A 21,991-nucleotide genomic window follows, 5' to 3' on the forward strand; every position below is an offset into this window, starting at 1 on the left:
CCCTCCGATCTCCGCGGCAAGACTACCGGCAGGTCCCCCTTGCGGACGAGACCGGCCGGACGTAACCTACAACCAAATGGTTGTAGGAATCGAACTGTCCGACGCCGAGGTCGACCGGGTGTTCCACGCACTGGCCGATGCGACCCGTCGTGACATCGTCCGGCGCACGCTCGTCGGGTCCTCGTCCGTCAGCGAGCTCGCGGACGCCTACTCGATGTCGTTCGCCGCCGTCCAGAAGCACGTCGCCGTCCTCGAAGGAGCCGGACTCGTGAGCAAGGAGGCCCGCGGCCGCACCCGCATCGTGCGCGCCGAGCCGGAGCAGCTCGACCGGGTCCGTGCCCTCCTCGACGCCTACGGCCGCCTCTGGCACAGCCGCATGGACCGTCTGGGCGACCTGCTCGACGGCGAGGCGTCCGGACGCCCAGCACCAGACGACACCAGGAGCGATGATGCCCACCACGTCCGTCCACACCGATCCCGAGGCCCGCTCGATGACCCTCGTCGCCGAGTTCCCCGTCCCCGTCGAACGCCTCTGGGCCGCCTTCGCCGACCCACGCCAGCTCGAGCGGTTCTGGGGACCGCCCGCGTTCCCCGCGACGTTCACGACGTTCGACCTGCGCCCCGGTGGCCGTGCCGACTACCGGATGACGTCTCCGCAGGGCGAGCGGTTCCACGCCGTGTGGCAGGTCACCGAGGTCGACGAGCCCCGTCGCATCGTCTTCCGCGACCTGTTCACCGACCCCGAGGGCACGGTCGACGAGTCGCTGCCCGCGGGCGAGACCGTGTTGTCGTTCGAGCCGGCCGACGACGGCTCGCGGGTCACCGTGGTGTCCTCGTTCGCCTCGACCGCCGACCTCGACGCGATGCTCGAGATGGGCATGCTCGAGGGTTACCGGCAGGCGTTCGGCCAGCTCGACCGGGTGCTCGCCGACCTGCGCGAGTGGGCCCTCGGTGCGGGCACCGAGACCGAGGTCCTCGACGACACCCACGTCCGGATCACGCGGGCGTTCGCGGCGCCGCGGCACCTGCTCTGGCGGGCGCACACCGAGCCCGAACTGGTGCGCCGGTGGCTGCTCGGACCCGACGGGTGGGAGATGACGGTGTACGAGAACGACCTGACCCCGGGCGGCGCGTTCCGGCAGGCCTGGGCGCCGACGGGTGACACCGAGGGCGAGCCCTTCGGGTTCGAGGGCGAGAACCTCGTCGTGGAACCGGAACGCCGGATGGTGTCGACCGAACGCATGACCGGGGCGCCCTTCCCGCCGAACACGAACGACCTGCAGTTCGACGAAGCCGACGGCGTCACGCTCATGACCCTGCTCGTCACCTACCCGGACCGCCAGCAGCGGGACGCGATCCTCGCGACCGGCATGACGGAGGGCATGGAGGCCAGCTACCAGCGGCTGGAACGCGAGGTCCTGTCCGAAGCGTGACCGGCAGACGGACGGGAGGCCCGTGGCGGCGCCGCCACGGGCCTCCCGTCCGTCCCGGTATCCGGTCTAGGACGCCTCGTAGTGACGCGCGCCGCCGCGCACGCCGGCGAACCGGAACGGCGCGGTCGTGACGCGCGGACGCTCGACGTCCTCGCTGGTGGCGGCACCCGCGGCATGCAGCGCGCGGTAGGCGTCGACCGTCAGCGGGACCCGTGCCTCGAGCAGCGACCGCACGCGACCCGCACGGCGGTGCTCGCGGTAGTCGGGCCGGACGGTGCCGGTGATGAGCTCACCGACGCTGCCGGAGCCGTAGCTGAACAGGCCCAGCCGCTCCCCCGCCAGGTCGTCGTCCAGGTCGAGCAGCGCCGCGAGCCCGATCCAGAGCGACGCCGTGTAGGTGTTGCCGGTCTGCCGGTTGTAGGTGAACCCGATCGCCAGGTCGGCCTCGTCGAACGGTGCGCCGACGTGCTGCGTGAGCTTGCGGTGCGCCTTGATCGCCATCTTGGTGAAGGGCTGGTGGTGCACGAACCGGGCGATGTCGTCGTACGCCGGGCCGCCCTGTTCCGCCAGGTCGTCCCAGGCTCCGACGAACGCGTTGACGTACGCGCTCACCGAGAGCCGACCGTCGACCAGCGCGGTGGAGCGGTCGTTCGGCCGCCAGAAGTCGTCCACGTCCGCCGTGTACACGCCGGCCGCCGGCTCGATCTCGATCAGGTCGGGGTCGGCGGACACCAGGATCGCGGCGGCACCGGCACCCTGGGTCGGTTCGGCCGGGGTGTCGACGTCGTACCGGGCGACGTCGGCGGCGATGACGAGCACCCGCTCGTGCGGGGCCCGGGCGACGATGCCGAGTGCGAGCTGCACCGCGGCCATCCCGCCGTAGCAGGCCTGCTTCAGCTCGACCACGCGGACGGCCTTCGGCAGCCCGAGCAGGCCGTGCACGTACACGCCGGCGGCCTTCGACTGGTCGACGCCGGACTCGGTGGCGAACAGCACCGTGCGGATGCCGTCGACGCCGTGTCGCTCGATGAGCTCCTTCGCGGCGGCGGCGCCCATCGTGACGATGTCCTCGTCGGGCGCGGGCACGCTGAAGGCGTCCTGCCCGATGCCGACGTGGTACTTCGCCGGGTCGACGCCGAGTCGTTCGGCCAGGTCGTCGAGCTCGAGCACGTGGTGCCCGGTCGCGATCGCGATGTCGTGGATGCCGACGCCGGTCATGCCACACCCCCTGCGGGCTTCGCGCCACGGCGTTCCATGGCGACGTGGGCGGCCATCAGCTCACCCGGGTTGGTCTGTGCGGCGAGGAGCGAGAGCTCCCCGCACAGGACGGTCGCGGCGCACAGGGCAGCGAGGCGGCGGGCGTTCCCGCCCGGCTCCCGCTCCTGTCGGCAGCCGAGGCGCACCAGGGCGTCCTCGACGACGGGCAGGTCCCCGCCCTTGCCGTTGCCGACCGTGCCGACGATCAGGTGCGGCAGCGAGGTCGCGAAGTACAGGTCGCCGTCGCGGTCCTCGGCGCTCGTGATGCCCTGCGAGCCCTCGACGATGTTGGCTGCGTCCTGCCCGGTGGCCAGGTAGAAGCCGAGCAGCATGTTCGCGTAGTGCGCGTTCGCCGAGCGGATGGCCCCGGCGATCGTCGACCCGATCAGGTTCTTCGCGATGTTGAGCTCGACGATGCGCGCGGTGCTCGACCGCAGGCGCTTCTCGACGACCTCACCGGGGATCACGATCTCGGCGATGGTGTTGCGGCCTCGTCCACGGATGCCGTTCACGGCGGTGGCCTTCTTGTCGGTGCAGAAGTTGCCCGACACCGAGACGTACCGCAGGCCCGGCTGCCAGTCCAGGATCGCCGGCAGCAGCTTGTCCGCCGCCTGCGTGACCATGTTGTGACCGGAGGCGTCGCCGGTGGTGAACGCGAAGCGCAGGAACAGCAGGTCCCCGACGATCTCCGGGTGGACCTCGATGAGCTTGGCGAACCGGCTCTGCCCGGACACGATCGCGGCGAGCTCGTCCTGGCGCGCGAGGATCTGGCCCGCGGCGACGTGGGCTGCTGCCGCGCTGTCGGCACGGACGACGACCGAGCGGGTCATGCGCTCGTCGACGACGGTCGCGACGATGCCGTCCTCGACCATGCGCGAGATGCGGGCGCCGCGGCCGACGGACGGCCAGAGCGGCGACTCGTAGGTGGCGAGGGGGACCTCGTGCTCCCCCTGCACGGCGTTGCCGCTGACGCGGATCGGACCGACCCACTTGGTGGGGATCGGTGTGAGCAGGTCACTCATCGAGGGCTCCTTCTGGTGCTCGCACCGCGACGCTGAGGTGTCTGATGTCGTGCGCCTCCCAGGCGCGGTGGATGCCGGCGGGGTCGGTGTCCGCCGGGACGAGCGCGATGCCGCAGTCGCCGCCACCGGCACCGGACGGCTTCGCCGCCCCACCCGCCGCCTCGACGACGTCGCACAGGGTCGCGAGACGCTCGGTCTCGATGTGCGACCCGACCGAGTCGCCGAGGCGCTGCAGCAGCCCACGGGCGCGTCTGAGGGCGCCCAGCGTGCGCTCGGCGTCGCCGGTCTGGAGGCCCGTGGTCAGGTCGTCGACGGCGCTGCGGCTCTCGTCGAGGAACGCCTGGTACCCGCCGTTGCGGTGCCGACGCACCACGTCGACGAGCTTCGTGGTGGACGCGGGCGAGCCGGTCCAGCCGACGAGCAGCTGCAGGTTCTCGGGGGCGGGCAGCCGCTGGACGTCGAAGCCTTCCCACGCGTCGGCGTCCGTCAGGATCGCGGACACGGCGTGGTCGCCGAGCATCGCGGCGAGGCGCTCGCGGTCCGGGGCGCTGTACCGCAGCCAGCCACCGAACGTGCTCGCGGCGAGGTCGCCGCCGGAGGCCCGCGGGTTCACCCGGATGGTGGCGAGCAGGGCGACCTGGAAGCGCTGGCGCTGCGTCAGCCCGATGCCGTAGAAGCGGTCGAGTGCGCCGACCGTGGCGACGGTGACCGCAGCCGAGGACCCGAGGCCGAACTTCCGACCGCTGGCGTCGTCGAGCTGGCTCTCGATGCGCAGGTCGTGGAACCGCGGGGCGATGCCGTGTTCGGCGCGGAGCTTCTCGACCAGGTCGATCGTGGCCATCACGTAGTCGTAGGGGTGGTGCTCGCGGTCGAGCGCCAGGCCGTCCTCGGCACGGGTCCACGTGAGCGGCAGGTGCCCGTACTCCTCGGAGTGCACGCTGCCCGCGCCGTGGCCCTCGCGCACCTTCGCCGTGATGGCTCGGTCGAGGGCGATCAAGACGGACGGTTGGCCCGGCTCGACGACGGCGTACTCGCCGGCGACGAACAGCTTGCCGTGTGCACGGAACTCGATCACTGCGCGGACTCCTTCTGGTCGGGATTGCTCCCGACCTCTTCGGAGCGGAGCACCCGCGCGGCAGGTCCGGTGCCGGACTCGATGACGTCCCCCAGCGACGCGAGCGCCCCGGCGACGGCCGACCGGTCCTGCGGCTTCGTGAGCACGACGACGTTCGGGCCCGCGTCGGCCGTGGCGTAGGCCTCGGTGCCGCCGGCACGCAGCTCGGCGACGGCGTCGAACACGGCGACGCTGCGGGCGTTGAGGTAGCGGATCGGGGGGAACGCGCCCTCGATCGTCGCGTGCATGCGGAGCGCGTTGCTCTCGGTGATCTCGCCGATGCGGGTGAAGTCGCCGGCGGCACACGCCGTGAGCATGTCGCCGACGGTCTCGGTGGTCGAGGTCACCCAGGCCGGGTAGAAGGGCGACGTTGCGATGGTGCGGCGCATGGCCTCACGCGATCCGATCGGTTTCGGGCCGGCGTCGATCGTGACCACGACCATGGCCATCGGCGGGGCGGGGATCGGCTCGGCGAAGGAGCCCTGGTCGTCGCCGGCGTGCCAGACGGCGACACCACCCGGGATCGAGCGCGTGGCCGAGCCCGAACCGCGACGGGCCAGACGGGACAGGTCGCGCTGCGACAGGTCCAGGCCGTAGGCCGCGGCGGCCGCGGTCGCCAGGGCGGCGAAGCCGGACGCGCTCGATGCCAGCCCCGCGCCGGTCGGGACGGTGTTGTCGGACACCACCGACGCCCGCTCGGACGACCCCGCGAGCTCGCGCACCAGGTCGAGGAACTGCTGCACGCGCCCCAGCGCACCGTCGTCGACGACGTGACCGTTCAGCGTGAACGCATCACGCGCCTCCCGTCCGCCGTCCACCGTGACGGTGGTCGTCGTCGGGAACACGTCGAGCCCCATCGAGACGCTGCCCGTGGCGGGCAGCGCGAGCTGCGCGTCCGCCTTCCCCCAGTACTTGACGAGGGCGATGTTGGGGTGCGCGACGGCGGTGGCTGTCAGCAAGCGCGGGCTCCGATCGTGGTGGTCCAGGTGGCTGCGGCCCCTGCGCCGCGGAGTGCGGCCGCGATGCGGTCCGCGTGGTCGTCGTCCGCGGCGAGCGCGAGGACGCACCCGCCCCGCCCGCCGCCGGTGAGCTTCGCGCCGAGGGCGTCCGCAGCACGTGCGGCGTCGACGAGCCGGTCCAGGTCGTCACTCGACACGTCGAGTGTGCTGAGCAGGTCGTGCGCGGCGTCCATGGTGGCACCCAGAGCCTGGGCGTCGCCGTCCTCGAGTGTCCCCCGTGCCCGCCGGGCGAGCGCGCCGATCCGGTCGATCACGGCACCGACGCCGGTCGGGTCCTGGTCGTGGCGGGCGCGGACGGCCGACACGGCCTCGCGGGTGTGCCCGGGGACGCCGGTGTCCGCGACGACGAAGGTGAACCGGGCGCCGAGCGTGACGGGTTCGATGTGCCCGCCCTCGAACCAGACCGGCGCGGACGCGACGACGCCCCGGGCGTCGAGGCCGGACGGTCGGCCGTGGGCGACGCGCTCGCACTCCTGGATGAGCTCGTGGTGGGTCTCGACGTCGAGGGTCTCGCCCAGGGCGTCGGCGACGGCGGCGGTCACGGCGGCGGCGACCGCGGCGCTCGAGCCCATGCCGCGTGCTGTCGGCACCTCGCTGTCGACCCGGACGTGGAAGTGCCGGTCGGTGACCCCGAAGTGGCGCAGGGTCGCGGTGACGGCGGTGACGGTCGGCATCACGGCGGCGGGTGCGAGGTCGAGGGGGCCGGTGTGCACGGTCGACTGCAGGCTGTGCCCGGGCTGCTCGGCGTCGGCGGCGACCGGAGTCACCGTCGCAACGACCCGTGCGTCGAGCACCGGCAGGACGAGAGCGGGTGCGCCGTAGACCACGGCGTGCTCACCGATCAGGATCGTCTTGCCGTGGGACGACGCCGATCCGTTGCCGGGGGTCGTGGTGTTGTCGAGGTCGCTGCTGGTCATCGTGGGTCACGTCAGCCTAACCGCCCGGGCCGTCGGCGTGTTCGTCAGCTGGGCATCCGCTGCATCGAGTTGTGCACAACTGGGTTGCGTGACAGTGTGGACACATGCCCGTGACCGACGAGATGGTGTGCTTCTCCCTCTACGCGGCGTCCCGTGCCACCACGCAGGCGTACCGCACGATGCTCGAACCCTGGGGTCTGACGTACCCGCAGTACCTGGTGCTCGTGACCCTGTGGGTCGAGGGCGACCAGACCGTCTCGAGCCTCGGGGAACACCTGCAGCTCGACTCCGGCACCCTCTCGCCGCTGCTCCGCCGCATGGAGCAGAGCGACCTGGTCCGCCGTGAGCGCCGCAGCACCGACGAGCGCGTGGTCACGGTGACCGTCGGCGAGCGCGGGCGCGAACTGCGGTCCGAGCTGAGCGGCATCCCCGCGCGCATCGCCGCCGGGATGGGCCTGGCCGACGAACGCGCCGCCGCCGAGCTCATCGCGACGCTGCACCGGCTGACCGAGACGATGCACGCGGCGGCCGACCCCGAGCGTGACGCCGCTGGCGCTGGCGCTGACGCTGGCGCCGTTTCGCGCTGAGCGACACCGCACGCCGCCGTGCGCCCGTGAACTGTCGCTGATCGCGAGAGCACGCCGCACACCCACTTCACGATCCGCCCCACAAGGAAGGAACCCCATGGAAACCCTCTACACCGCCGAGGCCCTGGCCACCGGCGAAGGCCGCAACGGCCACGTCGCCACGAGCGACGGCACGGTCGAGTTCGACCTCGCCATCCCGAAGGAGATGGGTGGCTCCGGCAACGGCGCCAACCCCGAGCAGCTCTTCGCAGCCGGCTACGCCGCCTGCTTCCACTCCGCACTGCAGGGCGTCGCCCGCAGCCAGAAGGTGAAGATCACCGACTCGTCCGTCGGCGGACGCGTGTCGATCGGCCCGAACGGCAACGGTGGCTACCAGCTCGCCGTCATGCTCGAGGTCGTCATCCCCGGCCTGGAGCACGACCAGGCCCAGGCCCTCGCCGACGCTGCCCACCAGGTCTGCCCGTACTCGAACGCGACCCGCGGCAACATCGACGTCACCATCGTCGTCTCGGAGGACTGACCCGTGAGCACCACCACCCCCACCACCATGCGCGCCGTCGTCCACGAGACGTTCGCCGAGCCCGCCGACGTCCTCGAGGTGCAGGAGCGCCCCGTCCCGACGCCCGGCGCCGGCGAGGTCCTCGTCCGCACGGTCCTCTCCCCCATCCACAACCACGACCTGTGGACCGTCCGCGGCACCTACGGCTTCAAGCCGGAGCTCCCCGCCGCCTCGGGCACCGAGGCACTCGGCGTCGTCGAGGCGCTCGGCGAGGGCGTCACGAACCTGCAGGTCGGCCAGCGCGTCGCCGGCGGCGCCTTCGGCGTCTGGGCCGAGTACTACACCGCGAACGCCGCCGGACTCGTGCCGGTGCCGGACGCGATGTCCGACGAGGCCGCCGCCCAGCTCGTCTCGATGCCGTTCAGCGCCATCAGCCTGCTGCACTCGCTCGACCTGCACGAGGGCGACTGGATCATCCAGAACGCCGCCAACGGTGCGGTCGGACGCATGGTCGCCCAGCTCGGCGCCGCCCGCGGCATCAACGTGATCGGACTCGTCCGTCGCGCCGCCGGAGTCGACGAGCTCCGCGAGCAGGGCATCGAGCGCATCGTCGCCACCGACGCCGACGACTGGCAGGACCAGGTCGCGGCGATCACCGGCGGCGCCCCGATCATCGCGGGCGTCGAGTCGGTGGGTGGCAAGGCGGCCGGCGACATCGCCTCGGTGCTCGGCGAGGACGCCACCCTCGTCGTCTTCGGCGCGATGGCGTCCCCGACGCTCGAGATCCCGTCGGGCAAGGTCATCTTCGGCCAGCTCACCGTGAAGGGCTTCTGGGGCTCCGTCGTCAGCAAGACGATGCCGGCCGAGACGAAGGGGCAGCTCTTCGGTGAGCTCATCACCCGCGTCCTCGACGGCTCGCTGACGCTCCCCGTCGCCGAGACGTTCGCCTTCGAGCAGGTCCGCGACGCCGTGCGCGCCAGCGACACCGCCGGACGCGTCGGCAAGGTGCTCCTGCGCCCGTAGCGCGACCAGCAGACGGACGGGAGGCCCGTGGCGACACCGCCACGGGCCTCCCGTCCGTCTGTCCACCCGTCCACCGCCGGGACGCTGGATCGCGCGTCAGCCGCCGACCACGTGGATGCCGTAGGCGGCGAAGAACCCGACGACCGCGATGAGGCCCGTCCACGGGCCGGTCTTCCGGAACGCCTCCGGCAGCATGGTGTCGGCGAGCATCGCCAGGATCGCTCCGGCGGCGACCGCGGTCACGGCGCTCTGCACGCCGGCGGGTGCCTGCCCGAGGATGGCGTACCCGCCGAGCGCCGACAGGGCGCAGGCGAGGGCGATGGCCCCCCACACCGTGAAGACGTAGCGGGCACCGCGGCCGTTCGCCTTCATGTCCGAGGTGCTCGACAGCCCCTCCGGCAGGTTCGAGATGATGACGGCCGCGACGACCGCGATGGACAGCGACCCACCGGCGGCGAGTCCGACGCCCTGCACCGCCGTCTCCGGGATGCCGTCGAGCAACGCGCCGAGGGCGATGCCGAGTCCCGTGCCCGAGCCGGGTGACCCGGCTCCGCTGCGCTTCTTGCGCGCACCGCGCCGTTCCAGCAGGACGTCGAGGCCGACGTAGACCACCGCTCCACCCAGGAACCCGGCCATCGCCGTCCAGAAGGTGCCGGACCGGGTGGCCTCGGCGACCAGGTCGAAGGAGAGCGCGGAGATGAGGACGCCGGCGCCGAAGGCGGTGATCGTGGCGACCACGGTGCGCGGCACGCGGACGAACCAGGCGATCGCGGCGCCGACGACGAGGGCGAGACCGGAAGCCAGGCCGGCCCCGGATGCCAGGAGGAGGGGATGCACGGGTCGAGTGTAGGAACCGGACGATGCGGACGCGCCAAGGTCGCCCGGACACGATTGCGTGCCCATGGTGAGCAGAAGACGTCGGGCGCCCTGGGGCGACCCGACGTCTTCTGCGCACTCGGTGCAGCGTGGTGTGACCTAGCGGCGCGACGCCTTCACGGGGACGGTGAAGATGTTGCCGGTGGTGACGCCCTCTTCGACCTCTTCGAGGGTGCGACCGCGGCTCTCCGGCACGAACTTCCAGATGAAGAGCAGCGCCAGCAGCCCGACGACCCCGAAGCCGAAGAAGGTCCCGGTGATGCCGGTCGCGGCGACGATCGTCGGGAAGTACAGCCCGAGGAACGCGTTGGCGATCCAGAGGCAGAACACCGAGATGCCCATGCCGAGCGCACGGATCTGGGTCGGGAAGATCTCGGACAGCACGACCCACACGGCGATGTTGAGGAAGGTCTGCATCGAGCCGACGAACGCGACGACCAGGAACAGGATGACCCACGGGCGGGCCGGGTTGCCGTCCGGCAGCGCCACCGAGGCGATGCCGATGAGGAAGTGGCAGACGGTCGTCAGCGAGAACCCGATGATCAGGGTCGTGCGGCGGTTGATCTTCTCCATGTTGGAGATGGCGATGATGCCACCGATCACGGCGATGACGCCGGGCGCGATGTTGGCAATGAGCGCTGCCGACTGCTCGAAGCCCGACTCGATCAGCACGGTCTGGCCGTAGTACATGATCGAGTTGATGCCGGTGAGCTGCTGCGCGACCCCGAGCCCGGCACCGATGAGCACGATGCGGATGAGCCACTTGTTGCCGAGCAGGGTGCGCCAGCCGCTGACCTTCTGCAGCTTCGCCTCGAGGTCGTTGGTGCGCTTGATGTCGTCGAGCTCGGCGTTCGCCCGCTCCGTCGTGCGGATCTGCCCGAGGACCGAGAGTGCCTCGTCGTTGCGCCCCTTCGACGCGAGCCAGCGCGGCGACTCCGGCACGCGGAGCATGCCGACGAACAGCGCGATCGCGGGGAGCGCACAGACGGCCAGCATGACGCGCCACACGCCGTTGCCCTCACCCCACACGGTGCCGATGAAGGCGTTGACCACGAACGCAGCGAGCTGGCCGATCACGATCATGAGCTCGTTGCGGCCGGACAACGACCCGCGGATCTCGTACGGTGCGAGTTCGGCGAGGAACACCGGCACCACCGTGGAGGCGCCACCCACCGCGAGCCCGAGGAGCACACGACCGACGACGATGACCTCGAACGTCGGCGCGACCACGCAGATCAGCGTGCCGACGAAGAACGTGACGGCCAGCAGGATGATGGTCTTGCGGCGACCCCAGCCGTCGGCGATGCGGCCGCCGAGCATGGCACCGATCGCGGCGCCGAAGAGCAACGAGCTGGTGACCACGCCCTCGGTGAAGTTCGTGAGGCCGAGCTCCGCCTTCATCGGGTTCAGGGCACCGTTGATGACACCGGTGTCGTACCCGAAGAGCAACCCGCCGAACGTGGCGACGAGGGCCAGCACGCCGAGTCGTCGGCGGTGCGGACCGGTCCCCAACGGGGGCAGTGCGACAGTCGGGGCTGTCGGTTTGATGTCGACCATTCGGTGACTCCTTCGTCGGTGATCGCGCTTCATCGCGTGGACCGATCGTAACCCGATTCCATGTCCTGTCAATTGGACATTCTGTCGTCAGGTCGTTTGGATCGGTCCACATAACGCCTGATGAGGAGGGGAGCGGTCCAATGCGCGGGTCGGGCCTAGCGCTCGTCGTCGACGGGGCCCTCGCCCAGGACGTCCCCCAACGAGGCCATGTCGGCGCCGTGGTCGGTGTAGCGGCGTACGGTCCGGCGGGCGGCGGCACTCGCGGCACCGGCCAGGGCGGGGTTGCGTCGGGCAGCGTCGGCGACGCGGCCGGCGTGCCCCGCGGTGGAGAGCAGCACGTTGGCCAGGGCTCGGGCGTCGCCGCGCTCGGGGACCCCGGTCACGGTCCACGCCGTGCGGACCTGCGCATCGGGGGTGACGCCGCGACGGGTGCCCATCCGGTGCCAGTCCGACAGGACGCCTTCGGTGCGCGAGGCCGCGCGGTCCGCCTCGCCTGCACGTCGGCGCGCGGCGTCGCGGGCGTCGGACTCGCCGCCCGTGCCCTCGACCGTGTCGTACCGGTCGGTGAGCCCGTCGGCCCGGCGCCGGACACTGTCGGCCCGTTCACGCGCTGCGACGTCGTCACCACCGGCCGCTGCGATGCGGGCGGCGTGCGCGGCGGCAGCCGCGGCGAGGATCTCCGAACGCTCCATGCCCTCGACCGTAGCCGCTCCGACCGACACCGTCGGACCGTCCGGCGCGGTGGCGGGGCGCGGGGGTGGGCGCGTTTCGCGCTGGGCGACACCTCTCGGGCCAGCGCGCGCGTGAGGTGTCGCTGAGCGCGAAACCGGCCCGGCGTCCGGCCCGCGGCCGCAGCGCACGCACACGACGGACGGGAGGCCCGTGGCGGATCCGCCACGGGCCTCCCGTCCGTCAGGTGGGGGCGTGCGTTACTTCCGCAGCTCCAGGTACTTCGCGATGAGCGCCTTGGTCGACGGGTCCTGCGCGTCGAGCGCAGCCTGGTCGCCCTCGACGGCCGGCGTGACCTGCAGCGCCAGCTGCTTGCCGAGCTCCACACCCCACTGGTCGAACGAGTCGATGCCCCAGATCGTGCCCTCGGTGAACACGATGTGCTCGTACAGGGCGATGAGCTGGCCGAGGACGCTCGGGGTGAGCTCCGGCGCGATGATCGACGTGGTCGGCTTGTTGCCCGGGAACGTGCGCGCCGCGACGATCCCTTCGTCGGTGGTGCCCTCGGCTCGGACCTCGTCGGCGCTCTTGCCGAACGCGAGCGCCTTGGTCTGCGCGAAGAAGTTCGCCAGGAACAGGGTGTGCACGTCCGTGCCGGGCGCGACGCCCTTGCCGTCGCCGGTCTCGTCCTTGAGCGGACGGGCCGGGTTGGCGACCGTGATGAAGTCAGCCGGGATCAGGCGGGTGCCCTGGTGGATGAGCTGGTAGAACGCGTGCTGGCCGTTCGTGCCGGGCTCACCCCAGAAGACCTCGCCGGTCTCGGTGGTGACGGGCGAGCCGTCCCAGCGGACGCGCTTGCCGTTCGACTCCATCGTGAGCTGCTGCAGGTACGCGGCGAAGCGGTGCAGGTACTGCGTGTACGGCAGGACCGCGTGGCTCTGCGCACCGAGGAAGTTCGTGTACCAGACGTTGAGCAGGCCCATCAGGACGGGGACGTTCTGCTCGAGCGGCGTGGTGCGGACGTGCTCGTCGATGGCGTGGAAGCCGGAGAGGAACTGCTCCCAGTTCTCCTTGCCGATCGCGATGACGACACTCGTCCCGATGGCCGAGTCGACCGAGTAGCGGCCGCCCACCCAGTCCCAGAAGCCGAAGGCGTTCTCGGGGTCGATGCCGAACGCCTCGACCTTGTCGAGCGCGGTGGACACGGCGACGAAGTGCTTGGCGACGGCGTTCTTCTTCTCGTCGTCGGCGGCGTCGGTCAGGCCGAGCTCCTCCCACAGCCACTGGCGCGCGAGGCGTGCGTTCGTCAGGGTCTCGAGCGTGCCGAAGGTCTTCGACGCGACGATGAAGAGCGTGGTCTCGGGGTCCAGGTCCGCGGTCTTCTCGTAGATGTCCGCCGGGTCGATGTTCGAGACGAAGCGGGCCTCGAGGCCAGCCTGCACGTACGGCTTCAGGGCCTCGTAGACCATGACCGGGCCGAGGTCGGAGCCACCGATGCCGATGTTGACGACGGTCTCGATGCGCTTGCCGGTCACGCCGGTCCAGGCGCCGCTGCGGACCTGCTCGGCGAAGCCGTAGACCTTGTCGAGCGTGGCGTGCACATCGGCGTCGACGTCCTGGCCGTCGACGGTCAGGGGCGCGGCCGGCACGAGGCCCTCGGTCGCCTTCGGGCGGCGGAGCGCGGTGTGCAGCACGGCGCGGTCCTCGGTCACGTTGATGTGCTCGCCAGCGAGCATCGCCTGGAAGCGTTCGGCGACGCCGGTGTCCTTCGCGACCTGCAGCAGCGCGGCGAGGATCTCGTCGGTCACCAGGCCCTTGGACAGGTCGACGGTCAGGTCGGCCGCCTGGAAGGTGTACTGCTCGGCACGACCGGGGTCGCTGTCGAACCACCCTCGCAGGTCCGGGGTGAAGCCGGCAGCGATGCTGTCGAGCTTCTTCCAGCCTTCGGTCGATGTGGGGTCGACGGGAGCGGATTCGGTCACTTCGGTCCTCCTGGGGATCACGTTCGAGACGTACAGCCCGCGGGTCACGCAGCGCTGCGTCGCGGACCGTCTTCGAGCGTAGTGCGCTCCGGCGGGTGGTGCGCACAGTCGGCCGGGAGGCGCGGCTCGCGTTCGCTGCGCGCGTCACGCCCTCCGGCCGGTCGCGTGCAGGGCCGCGGTCGGCTCGCCGGGTTCAGGGCCGCGGGCTCGCCGGGTTCACGGCTGCACCGCGAAGCGACGCAGCCGCAGGCTGTTCGTCACGACGAAGACGGACGAGAACGCCATCGCCGCACCCGCGAGCACCGGGTTGAGCAGCCCCGCCATCGCGAGCGGGATCGCCGCGACGTTGTACGCGAACGCCCAGAACAGGTTGCCCTTGATGACGCCGAGCGTCGCGCGCGACAGCCGGATGGCGTCGGCCACCACCGTGAGCCGACCGCTCACGACCGTGATGTCGCTCGCCGCGATGGCCGCATCGGTGCCCGCCCCCATGGCGATGCCGAGGTCGGCCGCGGCCAGTGCGGCGGCGTCGTTCACGCCGTCGCCGACCATCGCGACGCTCCGCCCCTCGGCCTGCAGCCGGCGGACGGTCTCGAGCTTCGACGCCGGGGTCGCGCGGGCGTGCACCTCATCGATGCCGACGCTCGCGGCGACCGCACGTGCGGCACCGTCGTTGTCGCCGGTGAGCAGCACCGGGTGCAGGCCGAGCGCCCGGAAGCGGGCGATCGCGTCGGCGGCCTCGGGCTTCACGGTGTCGCCGACGACGACCACGCCGAGGGCCGTGCCGTTCCGGGCGACGACGACCGCCGTGCCCCCGTCGGCCTCGGCGCGGTCGACGGCGTCAGACAGCACCGGGGGCAGGGTGATCGACCACGAGTGGGTGAGCCAGCGGGTCGTACCGACCAGGACCACGTCGCCGTCCACGACGGCCTGCACACCGGCGCCGGCGGTCGCGGTGAACTGCTCGGCCTCAGGCAGGTCGAGGCCTCGGGCACGGGCCGCGGTGGTGACGGCACGGGCGACGGGGTGTTCGGAGCCGTCCTCGACCGCTGCGGCGAGGCGCAGGACGACGTCCTCGGTCTCGGTGCCCCCGGGGTTCGCGGCGGCGGTGACCGACCGCAGGGTCATCGACCCCGTGGTGACGGTGCCGGTCTTGTCGAGCACGACGGTGTCGACACCGCGGGTGCGCTCGAGCACCTGCGGACCGCCGATCAGGATGCCGAGCTGTGAGCCTCGACCGGTCCCGACCAGCAGGGCGGTGGGCGTGGCGAGTCCGAGGGCGCACGGGCAGGCGATGATCAGGGTGGCGACGGCCGCGGTGAAGGCCGCGGTGACCGAGCCGCCGAACACGAGCCAGCCGACGAAGGCCAGCACGGCGAGCGCGATGACGATCGGCACGAAGACCCCGGACACGCGGTCCGCCAGGCGCTGCACCTCGGCCTTGCCGGTCTGGGCGTCCTCGACCAGGCGACCCATCCGGGCGAGCTCGGTGTCGGCGCCGACGCGGGTGATCGCGACGACGAGCCGGCCGCCGACGTTGATCGTCGCGCCGGTGACCCGGTCGCCCGGTCCGACCTCGACCGGCACGGACTCGCCGGTGAGCATGCTGAGGTCGACGGCCGAGGAGCCGTCCTGCACCAGGCCGTCACTCGGGATCCGCTCGCCGGGTCGCACCACGACGACGTCGCCCACGACCAGGGACGAGGCCGGCACGCGGTGTTCGGCACCCTCGCGCAGCACGGTGGCGTGCTTCGCACCGAGTTCGAGCAGTGCCCGGAGTGCGGCACCGGACTGCGTCTTCGCGCGGGCCTCCATGTACCGGCCGGCGAGGATGAACACCGTCACGGCCGTCGCGACCTCGAGGTACAGGTCGGTGGCCTCGGGGTCCGTGGCGAACCACGAGAACGTCATGTGCATGCCGGTCGTGCCGGCGTCGCCGAAGAACAGGGCGTACAGCGACCACCCGAAGGCGGCGAGGACGCCGACGCTCACCAGGGTGTCCATGGTGGCGGCGCCGTGCCGGGCGTTGACCCACGCGGCACGGTGGAACGGGAGCGCGCCCCAGACCGCGACGGGCGCGGCGAGCGTCAGGGCGAGCCACTGCCAGTTCGGGAACTGCAGCGCCGGCACCATCGAGAGCACCACGACGGGCACCGCGAGCACGGCGGACACGATCAGACGTCGGCGCAGCGGGCCGGTCGGGTCGGCATCGGCCACGGCTTCGGCGTCAGCGGCGGCGGCGGCGGGCGGGGCCGGCACCGTGGCGCCGTAACCGGCCGACTCCACCGCGGCGATCAGCGCCTCGGGGTCGGCGGTGCCGTCAGCGGCGACCTGCACCTGCGCCTTCTCGGTGGCGTAGTTGACGGTGGCGGTGACCCCGGGCAGCTTGCCGAGCTTCCGCTCGATGCGGTTCGCACACGAGGCGCAGGTCATCCCGGTGATGTCGAGTTCGACGGTGCGGTCGGTCACGAGCGCACGACCTCGTACCCCGCCTCGGCGACCGCGGCGCGGAGGGCGTCCGCGTCGACGGGTGCCGTCGAGCTGACGGTGACCTCGGACGATCCGCCGGGGACGAGTCGGACGTCGACGCCCGAGACCCCGTCGACCTCGGTGAGTTCCTCGGTGACGCTCATCACACAGTGGTCGCAGGTCATGCCCTCGACGAGCAGCGTTTCGGTGGTCATGGTGTCTCCTTCTCGGTGGTGGTCGTCAGGGTCAGGAGCGGACGAGCCGGGCGATCGCCTGGCTGGCCTCGCGCACCTTCTCGTCGGCGGCGTCCCCACCCTCGGCGACGGCCTCGGCGACGCAGTGCGCCAGGTGGTCCTCGAGCAGCGACAGCGCGACGCGTTCGAGCGCCCGGTTCGCCGCCGAGATCTGGGTGAGGACGTCGATGCAGTACGTCTCGTCCTCGACCATCCGCGCGATCCCGCGCACCTGTCCCTCGGCGCGACGGAGTCGCTTGAGCAGGTCGTCCTTGTCGCCGATGTACCCGACGTGTTCGTGCATGTCTGCCTCCACCGTTCTCAACACGGTACCCCCCTAGGGTATTCCTTCCCGTGCCCGGTGCGACTGATGGCATGATCGGCGCATGGACCCCTCGACGACGAACGGATTCCGCCGGTTGCGGTTCTCCGACGGCGAGGGTTCCGACTACTCCGCGATCTTCGCGGCCGAGTACGGCGGCTCGGACTTCGCCTCCGAGACCTTCGCCACCGACGACACCCGGTACGAGTACACGGTCGTGGGCGACGACGACCTGTCGCTGCGCACCATGCGGGCCGAGGGCGGCCGACGCGGCGGGGTCATCGGCGTGCGGGACGACCACGTGGTGTTCTGGCTCACCAAGGGCCGGCTCGAGATGCACTTCGCCGACCGCACCCGCGTCGTCGAGCCGGGCAGCCCGTACATCGCCTCGGCGTCCGAGGCCTACCGGTTCGAGTCCGACGGCACCGTCTACAACGGCGTGCACGTGTCCGACCGGTTCCTGCGGAGCGTCGGCCGTGACCTCGGCTACCGCCTGCCCGACGGCCCGCTGCTGTTCGACCAGCAGGACGAGGTCGTCGCCCGGCGTGAACCCCTGCGGCACCTGATCCGCGAGCTCGGGCCGGCCCTGGTCGACGACCGCGTGCTCGGCCCGATGCGGACCGCCCTGAACCGTCGGCTGGCCGTGGTCATCCTCGACACGTTCCCCATCCGCAACCGTGGCGACGACGTGCCCGTGGCGAACCGGCTCCGCGACGCGATCCGGTTCATCGAACAGCACGCCGGCGAACGCCCCTCGGTACCCACGATCGCCGCCGCGTGCGGACTGAGCCAGCGCGGGCTGCAGGACGTCTTCGCCCGGACGCTCGACACCACCCCGCACCGGTTCCTCCGCGACCACCGCCTGGACCGCGTACGCGAAGAGCTCCTGCGTGCGGGCCGCGGGGGCGCGACGGGCGCAGACTGCCCACTCGTGTCGTCGGGGATCGCCGCGATCGCCCGCCGCTGGGGCTTCACCAACCCCGGCCGGTTCGCCGAGACCTACCGCGAACGCTTCGGCGAGGACCCGGCCACCACGAAGCGCGCAGCACTCGCGGCGCAGCCGGAGTCCGGGAAGGCGTCGTGGCGGGTCCGGCGCGCAGTCGCGTTCATCGAGCAGCACCTCGACGACCCGCTCACGCTCGACGACGTCGCGGCCGCTGCAGGGGTGCTGCCCCGACGGCTGCAGCAGCTCTTCCGCGAGGAGCGCGGCGAGTCCCCGATGGCCTGTGTCCGCGCCATGCGGGCCGCTGCCGAGCGCAACGGCGCGGCCGGAATCGGCTGAACGGCCTGCTGGAACGCCTCAGGGGTACACACACGTCCCCGGTTCTCCGGGCATCCCTGGACATCGCCCGAGTCCGGGAATCCGCGTGTGACGAATCTCTTCCACAGCCCGTCTCATCCGTGAACAGCAACCGCTGGGAACGCCCGGCGGGTCAACGGAAGGAACGAACATGGCTGACACCATCACCCCCGCGACCACGGCCACCCGTGCCACCTCGCACGCCGGCACCAGCGGCGTCACCGGCAAGACCGTCATCGACGACACCGTCGTGTCGAAGGTCGCCGGCATCGCCGCCCGCGAGGTCAACGGCGTGTACTCCCTCGGCAACGGCGCAGCCCGTGCCATCGGAGCCCTCCGCGACGCCATCGGCCAGCGCGACTTCGGTCAGGGCGTCAAGGTCGAGGTCGGCGAGAAGCAGGTCGCCGCGGACATCGTGATCGTCGCCGAGTACCCGGTGTCGCTCCAGCAGGTCGCCGACGGCGTCCGTGCCGGAGTCGCCCGTGCCCTCGAGCAGATCGTCGGCATGGAGGTCGCCGAGGTCAACGTGACCGTCCAGGACGTCTACATCCCGGGCGACGACGACGACAACGAGGACGAGAAGAAGGAAGCGCGAGTCGCATGAGCAACACGCTGATCGGCGCCCTCATCGGCGCAGTCCTCGCCGTCGTGGCACTGCAGTTCGGGTTCTGGGGCTTCGTGCTCGTGATCGTGTTCGGTGCGATCGGGGCCCTCGTGGCCGCGCTCGCCACCGGTCGCATCGACCGCGGTGCCCTGACCGACGTGCTGACCGGACGCCGGAGCTCCCGGTGAACGCCGGCCCGGACGTCCCGGGCCGCGTCGAGATCACCGCACGCGCGCTCACCTCGCTGGCGCGGGCCGTCGCAGCCGAAGGGCTCGGCGCCCCCGCCAAGCGGGTGCGCGTCGGACTCGGCGACGCGTCGGGAGCACTGTCGCTCGACATCACCGGGCCGATCGCCGCGAGCGACGACATCGTCTCCGGGTCGATCCGGATCGCGGACCAGGTCAAGGGCCGCGTGAGCGACCTGACCGGTCGCCGCGTCGGCAGTGCCCACATCGAACTCACCGGGATCGTGCGCGAGCACGGGTCCCGTGCCCGCTAGGAGGCCATCATGAGCAACGGTTCCGTCGAACGACGCATCCGTCGTCGGAGCGTGCACCGCTCCCGCTCCACAGCAGTGGCGGTGGCGCTCGTGGTGCTCGCCCTGGTGGCCGCCTGGATCGGCACCGAAGCGGTGCTCAGCGCGATCGGACGCCCGCCGCTCGTCGCCGACCCCCAGACCGTGGTCGACACGGCGCTCCGCCCGGACGCCGCGTTCGTCACCGTCGTCGAGGTCGTCGCGGGTGCGCTCGTGCTCCTCGGTGTCGTGCTGGTCGTCCTCGCGCTCAAGCCCGGCCGCAAGCACCGATCGGTCGTCGAGCACGAGCGCGGTGCGGTCGTCATCGACACCCGCATCGTCGCCTCCACCGCGGCGAACGCCGCCGGCATGGCGGCCGGTGTCCCCGAGGGGAACGCCTCCGCCACCGCCACCGCCCGTGGCCGTACCACCGAGGTCCGCATCGTCCCCGTCACCGGAGTGCCGGTCGACGAGGCGAGCGTCCGCGCCGCCGTCGTGGAGCGTCTGAGCGGCCTCGACGAGCGCTTCGGCCGACGTGTCCGCGTCCGGGTCGAGGAGAAGGGAACCCTCGCATGACCAAGAGCAACCGGACCATGAACCGGATCATCCTCTTCGTCCTCGGCCTCGTCGCCGTCGTCGTCGGCCTCACCATCGGCGCGGGTGTGCTGCCCGCCGTGCAGGACGCGATGAAGCCCTACGTCGACCTGCCGAGCAACCTGGACGTCCCCGCGTCCGCGCTGTGGATCGTCGCCGGGGCCGCCGCCCTCGTGATCGTCCTGTCGCTCGTGTGGGTGTTCACCCGCGGTGGTGGCGGAACGTCCGTCGCCGTCCGCGAACGCTCGGGTGAGGACGCCGTCACGGTGAACGTCGCCCTCGTCCGCGACGTCGTCGAGCACGAGCTCGCCGGGGTCCGCGACGTCGTCGGCTCCCGCGTCGACACCTACCTGGTGCGCAAGCAGCGTGCCGCTCGCATCCGCGTCGCGGTCCGCCGCGGCGGGGACGCCGTCACCGTGCTCGACGCCGTCGACCGAGCCGTCGCGGTCCTCGACCGCACCCTCGGCCGCCCGGTCCCGGTGCTCGTGCACCTGACCGGCGGTACCCGCTCCGCGCTGGCGAAGTCGACCCGCGTCCACTGACACCGGTCAGCCGGACGCACCCCGGGCCTCCCGGCCCACCGCCACACCACCGGGCAGCCGCCCACTCAGGAAAGGACCCGCCATGGGACTCGACGACAAGATCAAGAACGCCGCTCAGGACCTCGCCGGCAAGGCGAAGGAAGCCGTCGGCAACCTGACCGACGACGACGCCAAGGTCGCCGAGGGCAAGAAGGACCAGGCCGCTGCGAGCGCGAAGCAGACCGGCGAGGACGTCAAGGACGTCTTCAAGAAGTAGGTCGCACGACCGCATCGGGGCACCCGTCGGACGGGTGCCCCGATGCGTCACCGCGCAGATCCCGAACGAGGAGGAACCATGCGGCACGACCCCCGTGCGAACACGCAGGTCACCGAGGTGACCCTGCCCGCAGTACTGACGGAGCCGCTGCCCGACGACGCGAACACCGCGACGATCATCGCGCGCACCGCGGCGGAGACCACGCTCGGCGTGCCCGGCGTGCACCACCTCGGCGGGATCGCCGCCCGTGCCGCCGACCAGCTGCGGAAGCAGCTCGGCCGCTCGGCGGGCACCCCCGGCGTGCAGGTCGACGAGCAGGACGGTGTGCTCGAAGTGCAGGTCGCCGTCGTCGTCAGCTACCCGCACCCGGTGCTGGACGTCGCCGCCGAGGTCCGGCAGCAGGTCACCGCAGCGACGCGGCAGCTGTCCGACCTCCGCACCTCGGTCCACGTGCGCGTCGTCGACGTGCACGGTCCGTTCGACGACGAGCAGTCCCCGCTCGGACGCGCCGCCGAGCAGGCGACCGGTGCGGTCGAGCAGACGGCCGAGTCGACCGGCGACGCCGCCAAGCGCGCCGCCGAGACCGCCGCCGACGCGGCCGATGCGGCGGCCGATACGGCGGCGGACGCAGCCGACGACGCAGCCGTCGCCGCCGATGCGGCAGCGGACGCCGCCGCGGCTCCCCGTCACCGGGACCAGCCGTGACCACCGCCTGGTCCGGAGGGCGCCGGTCCCGCGACCGGCGCCCCCGACCCCGCGGCGTCTGGTTCGCCGGCGGCATCGGGGTCTTCCTCGTCCTCGCCGTCGCGGTCGGCGGTTTCCTGCCGCTGGTCGGGTTCCTCGGCGGGGTCACCGCCACCACCGCCGGCCTCGTGCCGTTCCCGTTCGTCCGGGTCACCCTGATCGCCCTGCTCGGTGCGGTCGTGGTGCTCGCCCTGCTCTTGCTCGCCCTGACCCGCCGGCACACCGCGACCGCGACGACCGCCGTCGTGCTCGCCGTCCTGGTGAGCATGGCCGTCACCCTGGTCCCCGTCGTCCTGGTCGCCGTCGGCTCCGCCGACCGCGCGGGCGACGTCTGGCCCATCGTCACCGAGCTCTGGAACCGCTTCACCGGCTGACGTCGTACGCACGGTCCCGGCCTGGAGGCCCACCCCACCCGACCGGGTCGGCCCACCCGGGTGGTCCCGGGGTCCACGGCCCGT

25 protein-coding genes and 1 pseudogene are annotated in these 21,991 nt (G+C 71.9%); 14 read left to right on the forward strand and 12 right to left on the reverse strand.

Annotated elements, in window-relative coordinates; translation table 11 throughout:
* Window positions 1–76: 76 nt before the first annotated feature.
* Window positions 77–271 (forward strand): annotated as a pseudogene (locus tag OE229_RS18070) (ArsR/SmtB family transcription factor); the annotation flags it as partial.
* A 178-nt stretch (window positions 272–449) separates the two neighbouring features.
* Entirely contained in the window at window positions 450–1,433 is a 984-nt protein-coding gene (locus OE229_RS16825) for an SRPBCC family protein (RefSeq protein WP_262138990.1), read from the forward strand.
* 66 nt (window positions 1,434–1,499) lie between these two features.
* On the opposite strand, the gene OE229_RS16830 is transcribed toward OE229_RS16825, so the two are convergent.
* The 5 genes from OE229_RS16830 to mvk are packed head-to-tail and all read right to left on the reverse strand — an operon-like array spanning window position 1,500 to window position 6,762.
* Window positions 1,500–2,651 (reverse strand): hydroxymethylglutaryl-CoA synthase, encoded by a 1,152-nt coding sequence (locus OE229_RS16830; protein ID WP_182065152.1) that lies wholly within the window; start codon window positions 2,649–2,651, stop codon window positions 1,500–1,502.
* The gene (locus tag OE229_RS16835; protein ID WP_182065153.1) at window positions 2,648–3,712 is read right to left on the reverse strand and encodes a hydroxymethylglutaryl-CoA reductase; all 1,065 of its coding nucleotides are present in this window, start codon (window positions 3,710–3,712) and stop codon (window positions 2,648–2,650) included. Before OE229_RS16835 ends, OE229_RS16830 begins: the two co-directional genes overlap by 4 nt.
* Window positions 3,705–4,787, reverse strand: a complete 1,083-nt coding sequence (locus OE229_RS16840) for a phosphomevalonate kinase (RefSeq protein WP_262138991.1) — start codon at window positions 4,785–4,787, stop codon at window positions 3,705–3,707. The genes OE229_RS16835 and OE229_RS16840 overlap by 8 nt, the downstream gene beginning before the upstream one ends.
* Window positions 4,784–5,785: a diphosphomevalonate decarboxylase gene (gene mvaD / locus OE229_RS16845; RefSeq protein ID WP_262138993.1), complete on the reverse strand. Its 1,002-nt coding sequence runs from the start codon at window positions 5,783–5,785 to the stop codon at window positions 4,784–4,786. The genes OE229_RS16840 and mvaD overlap by 4 nt, the downstream gene beginning before the upstream one ends.
* A complete protein-coding gene (mvk, locus tag OE229_RS16850; protein ID WP_259580208.1) occupies window positions 5,779–6,762 on the reverse strand; it encodes a mevalonate kinase in 984 nt (327 codons plus the stop codon). Before mvk ends, mvaD begins: the two co-directional genes overlap by 7 nt.
* A gap of 104 nt (window positions 6,763–6,866) precedes the next feature.
* Between mvk and OE229_RS16855 the strand changes: the two genes are divergently transcribed.
* From OE229_RS16855 to OE229_RS16865, 3 genes are all read left to right on the forward strand, one after another.
* Complete coding sequence (locus OE229_RS16855) at window positions 6,867–7,349, forward strand: MarR family winged helix-turn-helix transcriptional regulator (protein WP_259580209.1); 483 nt, start codon at window positions 6,867–6,869, stop codon at window positions 7,347–7,349.
* A gap of 97 nt (window positions 7,350–7,446) precedes the next feature.
* Entirely contained in the window at window positions 7,447–7,869 is a 423-nt protein-coding gene (locus OE229_RS16860; RefSeq protein WP_071406102.1) for an organic hydroperoxide resistance protein, read from the forward strand.
* A gap of 27 nt (window positions 7,870–7,896) precedes the next feature.
* The gene (locus tag OE229_RS16865) at window positions 7,897–8,871 is read left to right on the forward strand and encodes a zinc-binding dehydrogenase (RefSeq protein WP_262140067.1); all 975 of its coding nucleotides are present in this window, start codon (window positions 7,897–7,899) and stop codon (window positions 8,869–8,871) included.
* A gap of 96 nt (window positions 8,872–8,967) precedes the next feature.
* Here the strand turns inward: OE229_RS16865 and OE229_RS16870 are convergent, their stop codons facing one another.
* The 7 genes from OE229_RS16870 to OE229_RS16900 form a co-directional block, all read right to left on the reverse strand.
* Entirely contained in the window at window positions 8,968–9,708 is a 741-nt protein-coding gene (locus OE229_RS16870; protein ID WP_262138994.1) for a ZIP family metal transporter, read from the reverse strand.
* Window positions 9,709–9,846: 138 nt separating this feature from the next.
* Window positions 9,847–11,304, reverse strand: a complete 1,458-nt coding sequence (locus OE229_RS16875) for a sugar porter family MFS transporter (protein ID WP_262138996.1) — start codon at window positions 11,302–11,304, stop codon at window positions 9,847–9,849.
* 155 nt (window positions 11,305–11,459) lie between these two features.
* On the reverse strand, window positions 11,460–11,996 hold the full coding sequence (locus OE229_RS16880) for a hypothetical protein (RefSeq protein WP_182065160.1): 537 nt from the start codon (window positions 11,994–11,996) through the stop codon (window positions 11,460–11,462).
* A gap of 237 nt (window positions 11,997–12,233) precedes the next feature.
* Window positions 12,234–13,955, reverse strand: a complete 1,722-nt coding sequence (pgi, locus tag OE229_RS16885) for a glucose-6-phosphate isomerase (protein WP_209134205.1) — start codon at window positions 13,953–13,955, stop codon at window positions 12,234–12,236.
* 216 nt (window positions 13,956–14,171) lie between these two features.
* Window positions 14,172–16,424 carry a heavy metal translocating P-type ATPase gene (locus tag OE229_RS16890; protein WP_262138999.1) on the reverse strand — a complete coding sequence of 751 codons (2,253 nt, stop codon included), beginning with the start codon at window positions 16,422–16,424 and terminating at the stop codon, window positions 14,172–14,174.
* Window positions 16,421–16,639 (reverse strand): heavy-metal-associated domain-containing protein, encoded by a 219-nt coding sequence (locus OE229_RS16895; RefSeq protein WP_182065163.1) that lies wholly within the window; start codon window positions 16,637–16,639, stop codon window positions 16,421–16,423. Before OE229_RS16895 ends, OE229_RS16890 begins: the two co-directional genes overlap by 4 nt.
* 31 nt (window positions 16,640–16,670) lie before the next feature.
* Window positions 16,671–16,961 carry a metal-sensitive transcriptional regulator gene (locus OE229_RS16900; RefSeq protein WP_027466001.1) on the reverse strand — a complete coding sequence of 97 codons (291 nt, stop codon included), beginning with the start codon at window positions 16,959–16,961 and terminating at the stop codon, window positions 16,671–16,673.
* A gap of 82 nt (window positions 16,962–17,043) precedes the next feature.
* On the opposite strand from OE229_RS16900, the gene OE229_RS16905 reads away from it, so the two are divergent.
* From OE229_RS16905 to OE229_RS16945, 9 genes are all read left to right on the forward strand, one after another.
* Window positions 17,044–18,261, forward strand: a complete 1,218-nt coding sequence (locus tag OE229_RS16905; RefSeq protein ID WP_263344777.1) for an AraC family transcriptional regulator — start codon at window positions 17,044–17,046, stop codon at window positions 18,259–18,261.
* Between the two features lie 169 nt (window positions 18,262–18,430).
* On the forward strand, window positions 18,431–18,883 hold the full coding sequence (locus tag OE229_RS16910) for an Asp23/Gls24 family envelope stress response protein (RefSeq protein ID WP_262139003.1): 453 nt from the start codon (window positions 18,431–18,433) through the stop codon (window positions 18,881–18,883).
* Entirely contained in the window at window positions 18,880–19,071 is a 192-nt protein-coding gene (locus OE229_RS16915) for a DUF2273 domain-containing protein (RefSeq protein WP_017885412.1), read from the forward strand. The genes OE229_RS16910 and OE229_RS16915 overlap by 4 nt, the downstream gene beginning before the upstream one ends.
* Window positions 19,068–19,382 (forward strand): hypothetical protein, encoded by a 315-nt coding sequence (locus OE229_RS16920; RefSeq protein WP_209134215.1) that lies wholly within the window; start codon window positions 19,068–19,070, stop codon window positions 19,380–19,382. Before OE229_RS16915 ends, OE229_RS16920 begins: the two co-directional genes overlap by 4 nt.
* A 9-nt stretch (window positions 19,383–19,391) precedes the next feature.
* The gene (locus OE229_RS16925) at window positions 19,392–19,973 is read left to right on the forward strand and encodes a DUF6286 domain-containing protein (RefSeq protein WP_262139005.1); all 582 of its coding nucleotides are present in this window, start codon (window positions 19,392–19,394) and stop codon (window positions 19,971–19,973) included.
* Window positions 19,970–20,533 carry a hypothetical protein gene (locus OE229_RS16930; protein WP_182065168.1) on the forward strand — a complete coding sequence of 188 codons (564 nt, stop codon included), beginning with the start codon at window positions 19,970–19,972 and terminating at the stop codon, window positions 20,531–20,533. Before OE229_RS16925 ends, OE229_RS16930 begins: the two co-directional genes overlap by 4 nt.
* Before the next feature lie 82 nt (window positions 20,534–20,615).
* Complete coding sequence (locus OE229_RS16935; RefSeq protein ID WP_262139007.1) at window positions 20,616–20,789, forward strand: CsbD family protein; 174 nt, start codon at window positions 20,616–20,618, stop codon at window positions 20,787–20,789.
* Window positions 20,790–20,867: 78 nt separating this feature from the next.
* On the forward strand, window positions 20,868–21,494 hold the full coding sequence (locus OE229_RS16940) for an Asp23/Gls24 family envelope stress response protein (protein ID WP_262139009.1): 627 nt from the start codon (window positions 20,868–20,870) through the stop codon (window positions 21,492–21,494).
* Entirely contained in the window at window positions 21,491–21,907 is a 417-nt protein-coding gene (locus tag OE229_RS16945; protein ID WP_262139010.1) for an MFS transporter permease, read from the forward strand. The genes OE229_RS16940 and OE229_RS16945 overlap by 4 nt, the downstream gene beginning before the upstream one ends.
* Window positions 21,908–21,991 lie beyond the last annotated feature (84 nt).

Origin of the sequence: Curtobacterium poinsettiae, from assembly GCF_025677645.1 — a bacterium.
GTDB lineage: Bacteria > Actinomycetota > Actinomycetes > Actinomycetales > Microbacteriaceae > Curtobacterium > Curtobacterium poinsettiae_A.